The sequence below is a fragment of the bacterium genome, assembly GCA_035528375.1.
GTDB lineage: Bacteria > RBG-13-66-14 > RBG-13-66-14 > RBG-13-66-14 > RBG-13-66-14 > RBG-13-66-14.
The window spans coordinates 1-17,806 of the sequence record DATKYS010000118.1; the positions used below are offsets into that span (position 1 = coordinate 1).

Annotated in this window: 15 protein-coding genes; all 15 read left to right on the top strand. The window is 62.7% G+C overall.

Annotated features, from left to right (window positions below):
• On the top strand, positions 1 to 1,810 hold a 1,810-nt coding region (locus VM054_09270), incomplete at its 5' end, for a polysaccharide biosynthesis tyrosine autokinase (GenBank protein ID HUT99251.1).
• A 53-nt stretch (positions 1,811 to 1,863) separates the two neighbouring features.
• Entirely contained in the window at positions 1,864 to 2,778 is a 915-nt protein-coding gene (locus VM054_09275) for a nucleotidyltransferase family protein (protein HUT99252.1), read from the top strand.
• Positions 2,778 to 3,062 carry a PqqD family protein gene (locus VM054_09280; GenBank protein ID HUT99253.1) on the top strand — a complete coding sequence of 95 codons (285 nt, stop codon included), beginning with the start codon at positions 2,778 to 2,780 and terminating at the stop codon, positions 3,060 to 3,062. The genes VM054_09275 and VM054_09280 overlap by 1 nt, the downstream gene beginning before the upstream one ends.
• Before the next feature lie 83 nt (positions 3,063 to 3,145).
• Positions 3,146 to 4,138, top strand: coding sequence for a radical SAM protein (locus VM054_09285; protein ID HUT99254.1), 993 nt, complete (start codon positions 3,146 to 3,148; stop codon positions 4,136 to 4,138).
• Positions 4,139 to 4,442: 304 nt separating this feature from the next.
• The gene (locus VM054_09290; GenBank protein HUT99255.1) at positions 4,443 to 4,847 is read left to right on the top strand and encodes a hypothetical protein; all 405 of its coding nucleotides are present in this window, start codon (positions 4,443 to 4,445) and stop codon (positions 4,845 to 4,847) included.
• A 4-nt stretch (positions 4,848 to 4,851) separates the two neighbouring features.
• Positions 4,852 to 6,174, top strand: a complete 1,323-nt coding sequence (locus tag VM054_09295; GenBank protein HUT99256.1) for a nucleotide sugar dehydrogenase — start codon at positions 4,852 to 4,854, stop codon at positions 6,172 to 6,174.
• Positions 6,175 to 6,294: 120 nt separating this feature from the next.
• Positions 6,295 to 6,990, top strand: coding sequence for an acylneuraminate cytidylyltransferase family protein (locus VM054_09300; protein HUT99257.1), 696 nt, complete (start codon positions 6,295 to 6,297; stop codon positions 6,988 to 6,990).
• Positions 6,984 to 8,024, top strand: a complete 1,041-nt coding sequence (locus VM054_09305; protein ID HUT99258.1) for an N-acetylneuraminate synthase family protein — start codon at positions 6,984 to 6,986, stop codon at positions 8,022 to 8,024. Before VM054_09300 ends, VM054_09305 begins: the two co-directional genes overlap by 7 nt.
• A 26-nt stretch (positions 8,025 to 8,050) precedes the next feature.
• Entirely contained in the window at positions 8,051 to 8,869 is an 819-nt protein-coding gene (locus VM054_09310; GenBank protein HUT99259.1) for a methyltransferase domain-containing protein, read from the top strand.
• A 1-nt stretch (position 8,870) separates the two neighbouring features.
• Positions 8,871 to 10,028, top strand: a complete 1,158-nt coding sequence (neuC, locus tag VM054_09315) for a UDP-N-acetylglucosamine 2-epimerase (GenBank protein HUT99260.1) — start codon at positions 8,871 to 8,873, stop codon at positions 10,026 to 10,028.
• Positions 10,029 to 10,112: 84 nt separating this feature from the next.
• Positions 10,113 to 11,669, top strand: a complete 1,557-nt coding sequence (locus tag VM054_09320) for an aminotransferase class I/II-fold pyridoxal phosphate-dependent enzyme (protein HUT99261.1) — start codon at positions 10,113 to 10,115, stop codon at positions 11,667 to 11,669.
• A 97-nt stretch (positions 11,670 to 11,766) separates the two neighbouring features.
• Positions 11,767 to 13,311 (top strand): lipopolysaccharide biosynthesis protein, encoded by a 1,545-nt coding sequence (locus tag VM054_09325; GenBank protein HUT99262.1) that lies wholly within the window; start codon positions 11,767 to 11,769, stop codon positions 13,309 to 13,311.
• Positions 13,304 to 15,139, top strand: a complete 1,836-nt coding sequence (locus VM054_09330; GenBank protein HUT99263.1) for a UDP-N-acetylglucosamine 2-epimerase — start codon at positions 13,304 to 13,306, stop codon at positions 15,137 to 15,139. Before VM054_09325 ends, VM054_09330 begins: the two co-directional genes overlap by 8 nt.
• 22 nt (positions 15,140 to 15,161) lie before the next feature.
• Complete coding sequence (locus VM054_09335) at positions 15,162 to 16,337, top strand: glycosyltransferase (protein HUT99264.1); 1,176 nt, start codon at positions 15,162 to 15,164, stop codon at positions 16,335 to 16,337.
• Positions 16,334 to 17,767, top strand: coding sequence for an O-antigen ligase family protein (locus tag VM054_09340; GenBank protein ID HUT99265.1), 1,434 nt, complete (start codon positions 16,334 to 16,336; stop codon positions 17,765 to 17,767). The genes VM054_09335 and VM054_09340 overlap by 4 nt, the downstream gene beginning before the upstream one ends.
• Positions 17,768 to 17,806: the final 39 nt, after the last annotated feature.

Here is a 17,806-nt window from a genome sequence, read left to right on the forward strand (position 1 = left end):
CAATCCCATCCAGGAAGCCGAGAGCATCCGCCATGCCACCTCGGTGCAACAGGCCAGCGACTCAAACGCGTTCACCGTGAGCGTTTCCCACACGGACCCGAAGATGGTGTCCAGGCTGGCGAACACCATCGCCGAGGTCTACGTGGATGAAAATCTGCGCTGGAAACAGGAGCGCGCCCGAAAGGCCCGGGAGTTCATCGGGCAGCAGATCGAAGTGGCCGAAGTCAAGCTGCGGCTGACGGAGGACCTCCTGAGGGAGTACAAGGAAGAGCTGGGCATCGTTTCCTTCACCGAAGAGGCGAGGAACTTGATTCAACGTTTGAGCGGTGTCGAAGAGAGCAAGAACAACCTGGAACGGGAACTCGCCGAGCTCCAGGAACAGCAAAGAACCGCCGAGAACTACCTGAATCAAGGCGAGGTAAACCTCGACACGCTGACTGCCATCAGTTCCTGGCCCGAATTCCAAACGGACCAGATGTTGAAGGAGATCATCCGGACAACCGGGGAGCTCACGATCGAGAAAGAGCAGTTGAAGCAAACCTCCGGTCAACTCAACCCCAGGCTGGCCGAGATTGATGGGGAGTTGGGCGCCCTCGAAGATGACATAGAGAGGCGGCTCGCCTACATCATCACCGCCGGCGCCCTCGGCATATCTATCGAAGGCGTCAAATCCAAACTCGTAGAAACGTCGAGCACCATCTCGGAGTTGACTTCGGAGCTTTCCACCATGCCGCGGGAGGAGATGGAACTCTCCATCCGGGAGCGAAAGAGCGAAGTCGCGTCGAAAATCCACTCACTGCTCCTCGAGCGATACGAGGAGGCGCGCATCAACGAGAGCATGGAAACGGGTGACGTCCGCATCATTGACCGGGCGATACGGCCCACGGCGCCGGTAAGCCCCAACCACGCGTCGGATCTTCTCCTCGGCTTGGCCGTCGGCCTCGTCATCGGAATCGGCCTGGCCATGATCGTCGAAATGAACGACACGACGGTGAAATCGGCCGATGAAGTCACCAGTCTGACCGGGCTCACAGCGATCGGCACGATCCCGAAAGCGACCGAGGAGTTCGAAGAGCTCGGTGAAGGTCGCCTGATCGTCTTGGAAAATCCGCGTTCCCCCATCGCCGAAACGTACCGCATCATTCGAACGAACATCCAATACTTCAGCATCGACAAGCAAATCCGCGTTCTTTCCATCACGAGTCCCAGCAAGGGTGAGGGGAAGACCACGACCACGGCGAACCTGGGTGTATCCATCGCCCAGCAGGGTTATAAAACCCTCCTGGTGGACACCGATCTGCGCAAGGCGAAAATGCACCGTTTCTTCAACATCCCCAACACACCCGGTTTCACCGAGCTCATTCTCGGGGACAGAACCGACGAGGAAGTCATCCGACCCACCCGGGTCGAAAACCTCTTCATCCTCCCCTCGGGGCACCCGCCGCCGAATCCCTCCGAACTCCTGTCCAGCCGCCGGACACAGGATATCCTCGAACGATTCCGTCAGGAGTACGAGAAGGTGATTCTGGACACATCCCCCGTCCTGGCGGTGACCGATCCCGCCATCCTGGGAACCCTGGTTGACGGAACCATCCTGGTCATCGAAGCCGAGACGAGCGAGGCCGAGGCCGTCAAGGAAGCGGTGAGCCTCCTGAAAAACGCGCGGGCTCAGATCCTGGGCTTCGTTTTGAACAAGGTGGATCTCACCAGAACGTACAAATCGCACAGGTACTACCACTATTACCACCACGACGACGAAGCGGAGCGGTCTAAAGGTTCGATTTGGAAACGTTTCCGGGGCAAAAAGTAACCCTTTTCACCGCGCTGACGAGTCGAGATCCCGGCGATCTGGCTCGTCACATTGTGGAAACACCGAACGCCCAGGAATGGCTGAAGGAGGAGCGACTCGCCCCGCTGGCGGATTGGAGGCTGGGCGGCGGGGGTTTGGCACGGGGCTTGCAAAATAACATGCTGATCCCCCTGAAGGAAGAAAGGCGTCGAGAGGCCCGCTGGGAGTTGGTCCAAACCGCCCCGCTCCTGGACCTTCTGTCGGAGACGGCGGCGCTGCAACCGCTGGCCCTCAAGGGTTTGGATTTCCGCGCGCGGCTGTACCCGCCCGCCACCCGACCGGCGGTGGACCTGGATCTCTACCTCGAGCGCAGAAAGACAGCCCGGTTCGCCGAGGCGGCGGAAAAAACGGGCTGGAGACTGGCCACCCGGGGGCGGCTGGGGCGCCGGCTCTGGCGGCGCTGGAATCACCTGATCTGGGGCAAGGACCAAACCATCTTAGAAGTCCACCATGACCTCACCGCGCCCGGGAGATACAACGCCCGGTACAGGTTCGGCGAAGAGCCTACACCTCTGGACCTGTACGGGGTCACGCTCTGGGTGCCATCGAGGGAGGACGCGGCGCTCTTCTGCATGGTCCACCTCTGCGGGAACCACTTCTTCGATCCCCACCTCCTGTCGGTGTACGATATCTGGCTGTTGTGTCCCGGTCTGGATTGGGGTAAACTTTACACGCTGGCGCGCAAGGCGGGATTGGAACGGACGGTCTCCTTCGCCCTGGCCTACCTGAGGTGCTACCCGACGATGAGGAGGCTCGTCCCACCCGGAGAACCGCTCAGGCCGGGAAGAAGCGGGATGAATTTTTTCAGGCAGAGGGCGGGAGGGGTGCGGACACGATCCAGGCTGCTGGGCCTCTACCTCGCGGACCCGCGGATCCGTTCACTGACCTACATCCTCGGCCACCTCGGGGAGAGGCTCGATATTTTCTGATGAAAACCTACGATCCCGACGCGGTGCCCGTAAAAGCGGGGCTGATACCCTCCCAGAATGTGGACGGCGAAATTTTCGCCATCACCCCAGAAGACGGGGTACTCCACAACTTCAACGAGGTGGGGAGTTTCATCTGGAACCTGATTGACGACGAAAAAAGCGTGAGAGAAATTGCAAGTAAGGTGTTGTCGGAGTACGAAGTCGCTCCAGACGCGCTAAAACAGGACATGATAGAATTCTTTTCACAATTGCACAAAAAAGGCCTTATCGAGTACCGCCGGTGAAAAAACAAGTGACACAAACCGAGAATATAAACGCTTTCGATAAGCTGCTGTGGAAAGCGATTCGGTACCACATACCATACATCGTGACGTTCGAACTCACTTACAGCTGCAATCAGAAGTGCGTGCACTGTTACCTGACCCATGATGACCCCTATCAGAAAGAGATGCCCGTCGAGGAATGGTTGAGGGCAATCGGAGAGTTGAAGGAGCTCGGAACTTTCTATGTATCCGTCACGGGCGGTGAACCGACTCTCTACCCGGGATTTTGGGAGATAATCGAGGAGCTTCACAGGCAAAACATGCTCATCCGCGTTTTCACCAACGCGACGACATTTACAAAGGACGACATTGACCATTTAATTCGATGCGGCGTGCAATATGTAGATATATCCATTCATGGATCAGATCGTGATACCCACGAAGAAATTACCGGTGTGCCGGGTAGTTACGACCGTACGGTCAATGCAATAAAGCAATTGAAAGCCGCTGGAATTCATGTGATGTTGAAGGGCAGCCTGTTAAAAAGCAATTATAAAAAAGTCAACAATTTAAATAGGCTGATGCTGTCTTTAGGAGGATATCCACATATCTCACATAACATTACACCGGACAACAACGGGGGTCAGCAACCACTTGAATATGCAATTTCCGAAGTTGAATTCTGTTATGTTTTTGATAATTTTTATAAAACCGATTACGACTTGCCCGATGTAGAGGAAGATCACATACCTTTGGCTATAAGGTGTACGGCTGGTTTCTCAACGATGACGATAACCCCGAATGGAACCGTTATCCCCTGCGTTCAGTTCAGGGCTCCCCTGGGGAACATCCAAAGAAACAGCTTGAGAAGGATATGGCATCATTCCCCTTTGTGCCAGTATTTAAGCGGATTAACACGCCTGTCGCCCTCTGAATGTACCGGGTGCAAATTTATAACCTTTTGTATTCGATGTCCCGGTCTATCGTTCATCGAAACGGGGAGTCTGTGGAAACCATCACCCAACGCCTGTAGAGCTGCCGAGCACTACTTCAACGCCTACTACAGAAGTCGAGGAAAAAGGAGCGCAAGTGCTTAAAAAAACGTATACGGCACCCTTCATCTCGAGCAAGCTCATCTTTCAGGAAGCATCGTTGAAGTGTGTGTACGCACAAAGCTCCGTCAGCAAGTGCCAAAAACATACAACAAGCTGCAACTATCCCACTCCTGCGAGTACGTCCGGGTGTTGCTTGATCTGGCCCTTCGATTCTTAGCGGGGAGATTCGACACCTTGGGGCGGCGTTAAGCACCGTCGAATCCCTTGAACCAACGAGGGTTGGATCAAACAAAACCTGAAAGCCGGGCTCATAGCGGAGGCGCTGCGCGCGGGCGGCCCCCGATGGGTGAAGAGCCGTGGCCGATGCCACGGTGAATTGATACCCGACGGGGCCGAGATTCTTCTCGAGCCTTTCGGGGAAACACCTCCGCGGGTCGGCGAGATAGCAGCCTATTTGAATCCCGACGGCCTCGAGGTCGTCCACCGCCTCTGCCACCGGGACGCCGACGGCTGGTGGGGCAACGCGGACACCGTGCTGGCGATGGAACGCGCCGGGAGCCTTATCGGCCGCGTCACGGCCCGCCGGTGGAAAAGCTCCGTCCGCGGCGTGAAACCGATGCCCGCCCGGGCCAGGCTGGCCTGGTTCGTCCACCGGCTCTACCGACGCTCCCACGGTCTGGGCGGCGCCTGGGGGCGGATTACCCTGCAACTCGTCCAACGGCTCAAACCACGACTCTACCCCACCCGATGAGGACATGAACCACAACGAACTCGTGAAAAAACTGACAGGGGGTCCGGCGGTTTTCGGCGTCATCGGACTGGGCTACGTGGGGCTGCCCCTCGCCCTGGAGTTCGCCGAGGCCGGCATCCGCGTCGTCGGCTTCGACATAGACCCGTCAAAAGTAGAGTTTCTCCGAAAAGGCGAGAGCTACATCCAGCAGATACCGGCCGGGCGGATCAAACCGTACGTGGACGGCGGCCTTCTCGACGCGACCGGCGACCTCGGCCGCCTGGGCGAAGTTGACGTCATCGCCATCTGCGTGCCCACGCCGCTCGACGATCACCGGCAGCCGGACCTGAGCTTCATCGAGGCCACGTCCCGGGACGTGGCCCGTCGGCTCGGGAAGGGACAGGTGGTGATTCTCGAGTCCACCACCTACCCCGGCACCACCCGGGAGGTCGTTCTGCCCATCCTCGAGGAGGGATCGGGCCTGAAAGGCGGGTCGGACTTCTTCCTCGCCTTCTCCCCGGAGCGGGAGGACCCGGGCAACAAGGAGTATCGGACCCGGACGATTCCCAAGGTCATCGGCGCGCTGACGCCGGCGGGGCTGGACCTGGTCAAGGGCTTCTACGACCGGGTCTTCGAGCAAACGGTCCCGGTGTCCAGCCTGGAGGTGGCCGAGATGACCAAAATCTTCGAGAACACCTTCCGGGCCGTGAACATCGCCCTGGTCAACGAGCTGAAGATGCTGGCGCTGCGCATGGGGGTCAACCTGCACGAGGTGATAGACGCCGCCTCGACGAAGCCCTTCGGGTTCATGCCCTTCCGCCCGGGGCCGGGCCTCGGGGGACACTGCATCCCCATAGACCCCTTCTACCTCACCTGGAAGGCCCACGAGTACGAGTTCAGCACCCGATTCATCGAGCTGGCCGGCGAGATAAACACGGGGATGCCCCGTTTCGTGGTGGAGCGCACCGCCGAGGCGCTCAACCACGCGGGCAAGCCGCTCCGGGGCTCGAAAATTTTAATCCTCGGCATCTCCTACAAGCCGGACATAGACGACATGCGCGAAAGCCCGGCCGTGCCGGTCATGGAGGGCCTCCTGAAGCGCGGGGCGGAGGTGGATTACCACGACCCGTACATCAGGAAGATGCCCGCCACGCGCCAGACCAAACTGCGCCTGGAGAGCATCCCCCTGAAGAATTACTCCGAGCTCGCGGCCTACGACGCCGTGGTCGTCGTGACCAACCACTCCGCCTACGATTACCGGGAGGTGGTCCGCCGCGCGGCCCTGGTGGTGGACACGCGGAACGCCACCGCGGGAATCCCCAACGATGGGAACGTGTGGCTGGCCTAGGATTTTTCACATCGCAGACTGATAAAGCGGCGAGAAGGGCGGTCTTGCGGGGGGGACCCCCTTTTTGTATCATCACCTGGATAATACGGCCTCAACCGCCGCGCGGTCGTTGAGAAGGACATGGAGATACTCGCCGTCATCCCCGCCCGGGGCTCATCCAAGGGCCTGGAGCGGAAGAACCTCGCTCCCCTGGGAGGGAGGCCGCTGTTGGCCTACACGGCCGACTGCGTCCTGGGGGCCGTCCATTCACTCCGGGCGGTCCTGTCCACCGAGGACGACGAAATAGCGAGCCTGGGACGCCGCCTGGGCCTCGAGGTTCCCTTCCGGCGCCCCGTCGAGCTGGCGGGAGACGCATCCACCTCCCTGGAGGTCCTCCAGCACGCCCTGGCAGGCCTGCACGCCGACGAGGGGTACGCCCCGGAATGGGTGGTGCTTCTGCAGCCGACCTCGCCGCTGCGGACCGCCGCCCATCTGGACGCCTCGCTGGACCTGCTTCTTTCCGGGGGGTTCGATTCCCTGATTTCGCTGACCCCCATGCGTCAGAACCCGGCCTGGGCTTACCGCATCACCGACGGGCTGGCCGAGCCCATCGAGCGGGAACGACCCGACCGCCGGCAGGGGTTGCCCGATTTTTACTACCCCAACGGGGCGATTTACGCGACCTCCCCGGAGCTTTTAGCCGCCGACCGCATCCTCGGCGACCGCTGCGCCGCCTTCGTGATGGAGCCCCGGGAGTCGGTGGACGTGGACGACTCCTGGGACATGGCGGTGGCCGAGGCCGGTCTCATCCACGCCAAAAGAGCCCCGAGATGGTAGCCGCCTTCCGTGTGGGTGGGCGCCTGTTGACGTCGGGCGAACCGGTGTACATCGTCGCCGAGGGTGGGGTGAACCACGACGGCGACCCGGAGAAGGCCCTTGAACTGGCGGCCGCCGCCGGGGAGTGCGGCGCCGACGCGGTCAAGTTCCAACTCTTCACCCCCGAGAACCTCGTCGCCGCCGATGCGCCCCTGGCGCGCTACCAGAGGCATAACGCCGGCGGGAACGACCAGTTGGCCATGCTCGAGCGATTGAAACTCTCCGAGCGGGACTTCGCCCGGGTGAAATCCCGCTGCGACGGACTGGGCCTGGATTTCACCCTCTCGGCCTTCTCCGCGGGGGACGTGCGCGCCGCCGCGGAGCTGGGCGTGCCGGTGCTGAAAATCGGCTCCGGCGAGCTCACCGATCCTTTCGTGCTGGACGCCGCGCGGGATACCGGCCTCCCGCTCATGGTCTCCACGGGGATGGCGAATCTGGAAGACGTCGCCTGGGCCGTGAACCGCCTGGGGAAGGCGGAAATTCTCCTCCTCCACTGCACCAGCGCGTACCCCGCCCCGGCGGAGGAGCTGAACCTGCGCGCCCTGACCGCCCTGCGCGAACGCTTCGACCGTCCCGTGGGCCTCTCCGACCACAGCCCGGGCACCCTGGCCGCATGCCTGGCCGTGGCCCTGGGCGCCTGCGCCGTGGAGAAACACTTCACCCTGGACACGGGCGCCGCGGGTCCCGACCACGCGGCCAGCCTGGACCCGACCGGTTTTCGGGAACTAGTCCGCGGGATACGCAACGCGGAGCGCATCCTGGGCGATGGAGAGAAACGCTCCACCCCCTCGGAAGAGGACACCCGGTCGGTCTCGCGGAAGGGCCTCCGAACGACCCGGAGGCTGGAGGCGGGTCACCGCCTGGCCCCGGGTGATTTAACCGCCAAGCGGCCGGCGGTGGGCCTGGACCCCCGCGGGGTCGAACGCCTGTACGGGAGAAAACTGAAAGGGACGCTGGAGCCGGATCAACCCCTGACCAAAGACGATCTGGAATAATCGAAGCCTTTTAAAGAGGGGTGAGCGTGGAGTACGAAATCTACGATACCGCGCCCGATTCGCTGCCCACCGAGGCCATCCGGAAGAGGAGCGTGGCCTCGATCCACCGGCGCTTCGGAAACGCGGACCTCGCCGGTTGGACCATCGCCAACCTGGGGCTGGCCTCGGGGGAAAGGGTCATAGACATCGGCTGCGGGGTGGGGCAAATAACGATCCCGCTCGCCCGGGCGGTGGCGCCGGACGGCCACGCCAAGGGGATAGACAACGAGCCGGACTACGCGGCGGCCTGGGACGCTCTCGAAAAGGACGACCTGCCCGTCTCCTTCGACCTCTGGCGGTGGGAGGCTCCCTGGCCCTGGCCCGACGGCTCCTACGACGCGGCGGTGTCCAACTTCACCCTCACCATCCTGCCCGATCTCGACCTCGCCCTGAGGGAAATCGGGCGTATCCTCCGCCCCAACGGTCGGTTGCTCGTCACCGGTTCCGCCCCCGACGACCAGGCCGAGTTCATGCAGATGCACTGGGAGCTGGTGGGGGAGCACCCCACCGCCGAGATGGCCGCCCGGGGGAGGGACTTGACCGCCGAGGTCCTGCCGCTTTTGGACGAAAGCCTCGGCCCCGGCAAACGGATCGAATTCGCCAACGACCTGAGCTTCCCCCGGCCCCAGGACGTGGCCGAGTTTTACGCGACCGGGAAGCTCTACGGGCTCCTGGCCACCGATTCCCGCACGCGCGACGATCTCTTGGACCTGATTTTCCACGCCGCCGAGGCGCACATCGCCAAGTTCGGCACCTACGTCGTCAAGCGAAGGCTCCTGGGCGGGCTCTACATCAAGAAGCCCTGACTTGACGCACCGGCGGATAGCCATCCTCACCGGTTGCCGCTCCGATTACGGCCTGCTCCGCCCCTTCATCCGGCGGGTGAAGGGGGAACCGGGGGCGGAGCTGGTACTCTATGCGGCGGCCGGTCACCTCTCGCCCTCCCGCGGGATGACGGTGGAGGAGATACGCCGGGACGGGTTCGAGCCGGTGACCCTGGCCCCCGTGGTCGAGGATGACGACACTCCGGCGGGCATGGCGGAGCTGGCCTCCCGGGTGACCGGGGAGCTGGCGCGCCTGTGGATCCGCGACCGGCCGGACTGGCTCGTTGTGCTGGGGGACCGGGTCGAGGTGCTGGGCGCCGCCGTTGCTGCTTGGTACTGCCGCGTCCCCCTGGCCCAGTTCCACGCCGGGGACCTGTCACTGGTGGACGACGGGCCCCGGCACGCCGTCAGCCGTCTGGCCCATCTTCTATTCCCCGCCACCCGGTCCGCGGCCCAGAGGCTGCTCGGATGGGGGGAGGAGGCCTGGAGGGTGCACCCGGTGGGCTCCCTGGCGGCCGACCACGCCCTTTCCAGCCCACCCCTCGGCCCCGGGAAGCTCCGCGCCCTGGGCGAACGGGTGGGCCTGAACCTGGACGGCGATTTCCTGGTGCTGGTATACCACCCCCTCCCCGGGGAGCCGGAGAAGACGGCTAAGGGGCTTGCGGCGTGCCTGAAGGCGCTGGACGCCGCCTCGCTCCCCGCCCTCGTCCTCCACCCCAACGCCGACGCCGGGGGACGGCCGATCGCCCTGGAACTGGAACGGTGGGTGGGACGTGGGCCGCACCGCGCTCTCCAGGCCAGCCTGGCGCCGGAGTCGTTCACCGAAATCCTGCGCCGGACGCGGGCCCTCGTGGGCAACTCCTCGGCGGGGCTCATCGAGTGCTCCGTCCTGGGAACGCCGGCAGTCAACGTAGGACCAAGACAGATGGGTCGCGAGCGCGGGGCCAACGTCCTCGACGCCGACGCGGACTCGGGAGAAGTGCGGGCGGCGCTCGAAAAAATCCTCGCCGAGGCGGGCATCCGCGAACGGCTCCTACGGCAGCCCTCCCCTTACGGTGACGGCGGTGCGGCGCCCAGGGCGCTCAAGAAAATATTGGAAACACCGACCGACGATACCCTCCTGGATAAATCGCTGAGGTGAAAACCCGAGAGGTGCGCGATGGCCGGAAAGGAGACAACGGGGGGCGGAACAGGGGATTTAAACCCCTCGTCGAACCCCTTGCCCGTGAACAACCTCTTCCTATCCCCCACCGACGGGCTGCGTCGGGCGATGGAGGTGATAGACGCCGGACGGTTGGGGATGGCGCTGGTGGTGGATACCGACGGCCGGTTGCTGGGCACGCTCACCGACGGCGACGTTCGGCGCCACCTGCTCGGGGGAGGCGGCCGGGACGAGAGTGTGGAAAAGCTGTACTGCCGCAAGCCGCTGACGGCGACGACGGGGTACGACCGCGCCGGGCTCGCCCGGATCGCCCGGGAACGCGGAATCAAGCTCATCCCCTTCATCGAGGACGGACGGCCTACGCGGCTCCTGACCCCGGACGATAGGTCGGGGAAGGACCGGCCGGCGATACTGGGCGGCGCTCCGGCATTCCGGGAGCCCATACCGGTGGCCAGACCCACCCTGCCCAAGTTCGGGGAGATTTCCGACGAGCTGGAGCGCGTGCTCGCGAGCGGGATCATAACGAACGGTCCGCAGGTGGAGGCCTTCGAGCGGGAAGCGGCGGAGTGGATGGGGACGGAGCCGGAGAAGGTGGTCGCGGTCTCGAGCTGCACCACGGGGCTGGTCCTGGCACTCTCACGCATCGAAGCGCCCGGCGAGGTGGTGATGCCCAGCTTCACCTACTTCGCCACGGGGCTCGCGGCGACGTGGAACGCGCTGACACCGGTGTTCGTGGACGCAAGGCCGGACGACTTCAACGTGGACGCGGGGGCGGTGGAAAGGGCCGTCGTGGATAAAACGAACGGCGTGCCGAACGGCGCGCCGTTGGCCATCGTCGGCGTGTACGTCTTCGGCTGCCCGCCACCGGTCGTCGAACTGCGCAAGCTGGCCGACGCTCACGGGATACCGCTGATCCTCGACGCCGCACACGCCTTCGGCGCCGGACAGGACGGTACGCCGGCCGGGCGCTTCGGTGACATCGAAGTCTTCTCCCTCTCGCCCACCAAACCGGTCACCTCCGGGGAGGGCGGCCTGATCGTCTGTCGCGAAGAGGCGACCGCCGCCGACCTCAGGCGTCGCCGGAACCTCGGCCTCCTGGACTCGGCCACCGATCCCACCCGGGGCTTGAACGGCAGGATGAGCGAGTTCAACGCCGTGCTGGGAAGGGCCTCCCTGCGACACCTGGAGGAAAACCTCCAGACGCGCCACCGGCTGGTCCAGGTCTACCGCGACGAACTGGGGGACACACCCGGCCTGGGGTTCCAGAAGCTGCCGTCGGGCGCCGTCTCGACCTTCAAGGACCTCGCCCTCGTCGTGGATTCCGACACGTTGGGGATGACTCGCGACGACCTCGCCGAGGGGCTCGCCGCGGAGAACATCGGCACCAAGAAGTATTTCTCGCCGCCGCTGCACCTCCAGCGCCGCTTCGCCGGCCTATCCCGGACACAGGGACCGTTGAAGGTCACCGAGAAACTCGCGGACGGCGTGCTCTGTCTCCCACTCTACTCCCACCAGGAGGAGGAGGACGTCCGGCGGGTGGCCGCGGCGTTGAAACGTCTCGTTGCGCACGGGGAAGAGGTCAACCGACGGCTGACCGAGTTACGTAGAGAATGGGAGTAACCATCAGCCTCTTTGAGCCGGAAGCCGGGAGACCGCTTTCGGCCGTTTTTTCCCCCAGGGACCCGTATTCCGGGGAACCCTACGATTGAGGTCGGGATTGCCCACGGGTAAAGTCAAGGCGAGCCACCTCTGGAGCGACACGTTTTGGATGTCCACCGCCGGTCTGGTCAGCGCCGGTCTGAGCATCCTGCGCGCCCTCCTTCTGCCGAAAATCATCGCCAATCCGGCACATTACGGGCTGTTCCTCGTCATCAATCTCATCGTGGGCTACGGGGCCTACGCCCATCTCGGCGTGACGCTGGGCATCTACCGCCAGATTCCCTACCTGCGGGGGGCGGGGACCCCGGAGGAGGAAATCGCCGACCTACGAAACGCCTCCCTGGGCTTCATACTCCTGATGGGTCTCGTGGCCGTCATTGCCGCCTTCCTCCTCGGCTGGACCCAGATAGAAGAAGGCACGCTCCTCGGATTCGCCATCCTTGGCGCAGGAGCGGCCCTGGTCCCCATACGGAATCTGACGGCCATTTTAACGAACTTCTACCAGGCCGAGGGGCGGTTCCGCTTCCTGGCCATCCTGGAATTCTTCTACTTCCTGTCGTCCGTCGGCCTCAGCCTTCTGGGGGCGCAGCTCTACGGGGTTCTCGGCGCCGCCGGGGCCCTGATAATCGTGGAAATCGTCTTCGTCGTCATCTACTGGAGCCGAACCGGCTACCCCCGTCGGCTGCGGTTGGTTCCCCGTCTCGACTGGGCGAAAATTTTCCGGGTGATGCGCGTCGGGCTGCCGCTGACCATCGTCGTATTCCTCCGTTTTTGCCTGGAAAGCGTGGACAAGCTGTTCATCGCCCGGTTCATCGGCGGGGTGGACCGGGGTTTTTTAAACCTCGCCGCCACCATCGGTATGCTCGTCATCCTGGTCCCGGGCAAGCTCGGCGTCGTCCTCAACCCGGAACTGGCCCGCAGCACCGGCGCCGGAGAAATCGGTGAGCTCCGGCGTCGTCTGGTAAGCTACACCGAGGCGGCCGCCTACGTCGGCGCCCTGGTGGCCGGACTGGCGGTCATGGGTTCGCGGACGGTTTTGGCGGCCTGGCTGCCGAATTACGCCCCGTCCCTGGCGCTCATAGACCTCTACGCGCCCCGGATGGCCTTCTACGCCATCATTACCATCGCCGGAAACACCCTCATCAATCTCCTCATCGAACGCCGGCGCGTCGGGCTGTGGATCGGGATGCAGATCGGCATCCTGCTCCTGGCCGTCTGTGGTTGCACCCTGGCCCTGTTCCGCTTCGGCTCCAGCTGGTCCATCGTGCTGGCGAGCACGGGCGCCATCATCGTGAACTCCCTCATCATCAACCACTTCGCCGCGAAAGAGGTGGGGATGAATCTGCGGGAGCGGCTGGGCTTCCTCCTGCGACTCCTCCTGCCTTTGGGCTACGTCGGCGCGCTCGTGGAAGGGTTGAAGTTTGGATTGACCTACATCGAACACTGGCCGCCCTTTTTACGCCTGATGGCCGGAACCGGTGCCTTTCTCGTCCTCGCGCTGCCCCTCATCGTTTACGGTGAGCACCGGTTGGGGCTTTTCAAGATGCTGAAGACCCGGCTCCGTGAACGCCTCTTTCAATCCCGCGGTGAGTTGGATGATTAGGGCGCCATCTCTTCTGGGTCTGGCCGGATACGTCTCCCCGAAGGCACTCGAGCGGGAGATTGACCGCCAGAGGCGCATAAATCGCGAACCGACCGTGACGGACCTTCTCCCGGGCGTGCTCGGCGCGTCGTTGTTGAAGGTCTGCCGGGACAAAGGCGTCACCGTGACGACCTCCGAGGCGATTCTGGGGCGGGAGGGAATACGACGGGTGGACGCCGAGTCCAAGGAGCTCACCGACCGCGCGCTCGAGACCCTCGGTCGGGACGACGTGACGCGGGTCATCTGGCACCTCTTCTACTGGTACCGCCTGCGCCGGGCATGCCTCGGCGCAGCGATTCTGGACTCGGCGCTGACGGAGAGCTTTTACGCGACGACCCTTCTGGGCGGGGAAGAGCTCCTGGCCGGGGTTCTCGACGAGGTTTGCCGGGGTAAAGGCGTCCGCCTCACCGCGCCCGGCATGGTCCCCACTTCCTTCACCCGCCGCCTGCGGACCTCCCGGGTCGGCGCTGGACCGAGCATCACACTGAACGAAGGGCTGGCCCGCTGGCTCAAGCTGGCGGTGTCGCTCCTGCGTTCCTTAGGTAAAAGAGAGAGCCCCACCCCCGTGGATGGCCTGATTCTGACGACCCTTCCCTCCGAAAGGGCGACCTGGCGGTCCGTATTGGATGGGATACCCGAAGGGTTGCGGGTCGGGCTGGCGACGACATACCGGGTGAGGCCCCGCGATCTCCCTCCCGCCGTCCGCCGGTACAGCCTCGACGTGCGGGTCCGGTCGAAACGCCTCGACGAATGGATAGGGACCTACCGGAGTTACTGGCGGATCGGACCGGAGTTGCCCCAAATCCTGCCCCGCCTGCCGTGGAGGGGGCTGGACCTGGGCGAGTACACCCGGGGCTGGCTCACGAGCGTGATTCGGCAGCTCTTCTGGAGGTTGATTCCCCGGGCGTCGGCCCTCGAGGAACTGATCGAAGCGGTGAGGCCGCGGCTGCTCGTCAGCCTTACGGAGCGCAACGATCTCGTCAACCTCGCCTTCCGGATGGCCGCCGCGAGGGGGATTCCCACCCTGGCGATCGAATCCCACGACATGGTCTGGGACTCGCCGCTCTTCGGACGGGTGGAAGCGGACAGGCTGGCGGTGAGCGGCGCATACTCCGAAAACATTTACGCCAAGAACGGGGTCCCCCGGGAGAAGATGGTCGTCACCGGTCAACCCTCCTTCGACGGGCTGGTCCGGTACCGTGAAAAAGAGCCCGTTAAAAAAGAGACCGATGAACGCCTGCTGGTCGTCATCACCCAGCCGCCCGACGTCGCACTCACCGATGACACGCGCCGAGAGATGCTGCGGGGGGCGTTCCTCGCCGCTCGGGAGATACCCCGGCTTCGGGTTTTAGTCAAACCGCACCCCCGCGAAAACCTCGGGGACCTGCGCCTGATTTTGAGTGAACTTGGGGCGCCCCGGGATGCGCTCCTGCCGAAGAAGCTGGATCTATACGGTCTGCTCGCCTCCTCGGACGTCATCCTCACGGCCTTCTCCACCGTGGGCGTGGAGGCGATCATGCTGGGGCGGCCGGTGGTGGTCTTCAGGACCGGTGAAGAGCCCCCGGTGCTGCCCTACGTGGATTCAGAGGCGGTCCTGGGGGCCAAAGACGCGGAGCAGATAGCGGAAAGGATAAAACTGGTAATCGAAGGTGAAGTCATCCATAAGCTGGCCCAAGGCCGCGACGAATACATCGCCCGCCACGAGTGCGCGGCGGACGGAGGCTCCGGGGCCAGGGTGGTCCGGCTCATCCTCGAGATGCTGAACGGAGAAGGTCGTGCCGGGATATAGGGTGCTTTGCATTTCGATACTGATGCCCTACCCACCGGTGGGCGGGGGGGAGAGTAAATTTTTCCACCTCCTGCGCGAGGTTTCCAGGTTCCACGAGGTGGACCTCCTCCTCTTCCCACACGTCGCGCCCGAGCAAGGGGACATTGAAGGTTTACGCCCCCATGCCCGTAGTATCAGAATCGAACCGTTCCGACACCGACCGGACTGCCGGGATAAACTACGCTCCCTCGTAAGTCCATTCCCCCTCCCCTTCTCCTTCTTCCGCAATTCACTCATCCGGGATGCAGTGAAGCGGGCTCTGAGTGATGGAATATATGATCTCCTGCACGTGGAGGGGTGTTTTCTCGGATACTCTATCGTGGGCCTGAGAACGCCGCCGCGGCTGATCGTCCCGCACGACGCCTATTACAGAAATTATATGGAGAACCTTAAAATGGCTCCCTGGCGCAAAAAGCCGCCCATTGCCATTGACTTTCTGAAGTTCCGACGTATCGAGCCGCGTCTGTACGGCTATTACGACGCCGTGGGGATGTGTACCAACCTGGATGCCCAGGCCGTGAAGAAACTGAACCCCGCCCTTCACGTGGGCGTCGTCTCCAACGGTGCCGACCCCTGTGCCACGGCTCCCGAACCGCATGCCGAGGAATTCCCCAGCCTCGTTTTCAGCGGCTCATTCGATTACCCCCCCAACGAACTGGCCGCGCTGAGGCTCATGGGGAGGATTGCCCCCCAGCTACGCAGGAGGTGGCCGAAGCTCGCGGTTTTCATCGTCGGAAACCGCCCCACCCGACGCATGAAGAGGGCCGCCGCCGGTAATCCCGGGAACGTCATCACCGGTCGGGTGGAATCGGTGTCGGAGTGGATTGCCCGGGGATCGGTGTACTGCAGCCCTCTATCGTACGGCGTGGGTTTCAAGAACAAGGTGCCGGAGGCCTGGGCCGCCGCCAGACCCCTCGTGGCCACGCCCAAGACCATGGAGGGAATCGAGTTCATCCCCGGTCGGGACGCCCTGGTGGCTGAAACCGATGCCGATTTGGTCCGCGCCTGTGCTATGCTTCTGGATGATGCGGACATGCGAAGGAATATCGGGGAATGGGGCAGGAAACGGGTTGACGAACGGTACAACTGGCCGCTTCTGGCCAAAGATCTCCTCGAGCTGTACGACTACGTAGCCGCCCAACCGGCCAATACGAGATGAATTTTTCGCAACCGGGGATATTCCAAAGGTCCAACGAGAGATGGCTGGAATACGCCCGTCGGCACCGCGATCTCACCGCGTGCGCACTGCTGGCGACGGCGTATCTGGTCGTCTGCGTATTTTTACGACTGCCCTACTACTACGTCTGCCTGGGTATAGTGGGCGTCATCGCCCTGGGCATCTCCCTGAAGTACCCCTTCACCGCGTTTCTCGGTTACATATTCCTCGTCAACTTCCTCCCCTACGGCTACATCGAGTCGAATACCTTCACCCTGGCCAAAATCGGGGGGGTTCTTCTCGTCGCCGTGACCCTCGCCGTAACGGCGATCAGGACACCGGAGTATGGGCAGCGGCTCAAACGGGCCTTCGACAAGCGGGGCATCGTGGTCCTCATCCTGATAGCGGCCGGCGCCTTCTCGACCATCATCAGCCACAACCCCCAGTCGGCCTTCGTCGAGCAGCACTTTCAATTCCTGGTCCTCTTCGTCCTGACGCGCGTGTACGTGGACACGGAGAAACGGTTATGGTGGTTGCTCGTGATCATCCTCCTGGCCCGAGGCATGGATGGCGCGCTGGGGCTGTACCAGTACATCACGGTACCGGAGGCCGGTAGAATCGCGGGAAATTTTCTCGATCCAAACGAGTACGCCTGCTACTCTGTGGTTGCGCTTCCCATCGCGGTTTATCTCGCCCAATACCGGAAGAGCAAAGTAACCTGGGCCTTTTTTATCGCGCTGGGCCTCCTCACGTTCATCGCAGTCATCATCTCCTTCTCCCGCGCCGGTTTCGTAACTCTGGCGCTCATCCTCCTAGTCATCTTCTTCATACCGGTGATAAAACTGAGAAACCGCTTGATTCTGCTGCTCCTCACCGTCGTGCTCATCATCGCGTTCATCCCTTTCGAATACTGGTCGCGGATCGAAACCCTGAACTCCCTCTTCGGGGATGAGGGCACGGATCAGTCCGTGATAATTAGAAAAAGACAGGTGGACACCTCCATCCGCCTGTTTTTGGAAAATCCGATCCTCGGTGTGGGGTACATGCGGTACCGAACCGCCCCCGAGAAGCTGCTGGGCGGTTACATCATCAAACGAGGCCGCACCGGGGAACACTCGACGATGCTCCAGGTCCTCGTCGAGTTCGGCCTGATAGGATTCATCCCCTTCGTCGTTCTGATTATCCTCTCCTTCTGGTCGGGTATTCGCGCGGTGAAACTCGCCAAGCTGGCCGGTGACCAGGGGATTCGACTCCTGTCCACGGCAACGACGCTCTCCTTCACCTCTTTTATAATATTCAGTTTCATGCTGGGAACTTACACCAAATATCTGTATCTCTATCTCGTGCTGCCCATGGTGGCTTACGATATAGCGATCGAAAAGCTGTCGGGCCCGTTGGCGGAGCGGGAGGTCTTACGAAGAGGACATCGGTAGAAGCTTGGCGTGAGCATCCTTCGATTCTTCACGTCATCG

Coding starts and splice junctions, on each gene's coding strand:
- VM054_09330 (HUT99263.1), top strand. CDS start 13,304: ATGATTAGGGCGCCATCTCTTCTGGGTCTGGCCGGATACGTCTCCCCG.
- VM054_09340 (HUT99265.1), top strand. CDS start 16,334: ATGAATTTTTCGCAACCGGGGATATTCCAAAGGTCCAACGAGAGATGG.
- VM054_09335 (HUT99264.1), top strand. CDS start 15,162: ATGCCCTACCCACCGGTGGGCGGGGGGGAGAGTAAATTTTTCCACCTC.
- VM054_09280 (HUT99253.1), top strand. CDS start 2,778: ATGAAAACCTACGATCCCGACGCGGTGCCCGTAAAAGCGGGGCTGATA.
- VM054_09300 (HUT99257.1), top strand. CDS start 6,295: ATGGAGATACTCGCCGTCATCCCCGCCCGGGGCTCATCCAAGGGCCTG.
- VM054_09295 (HUT99256.1), top strand. CDS start 4,852: ATGAACCACAACGAACTCGTGAAAAAACTGACAGGGGGTCCGGCGGTT.
- VM054_09305 (HUT99258.1), top strand. CDS start 6,984: ATGGTAGCCGCCTTCCGTGTGGGTGGGCGCCTGTTGACGTCGGGCGAA.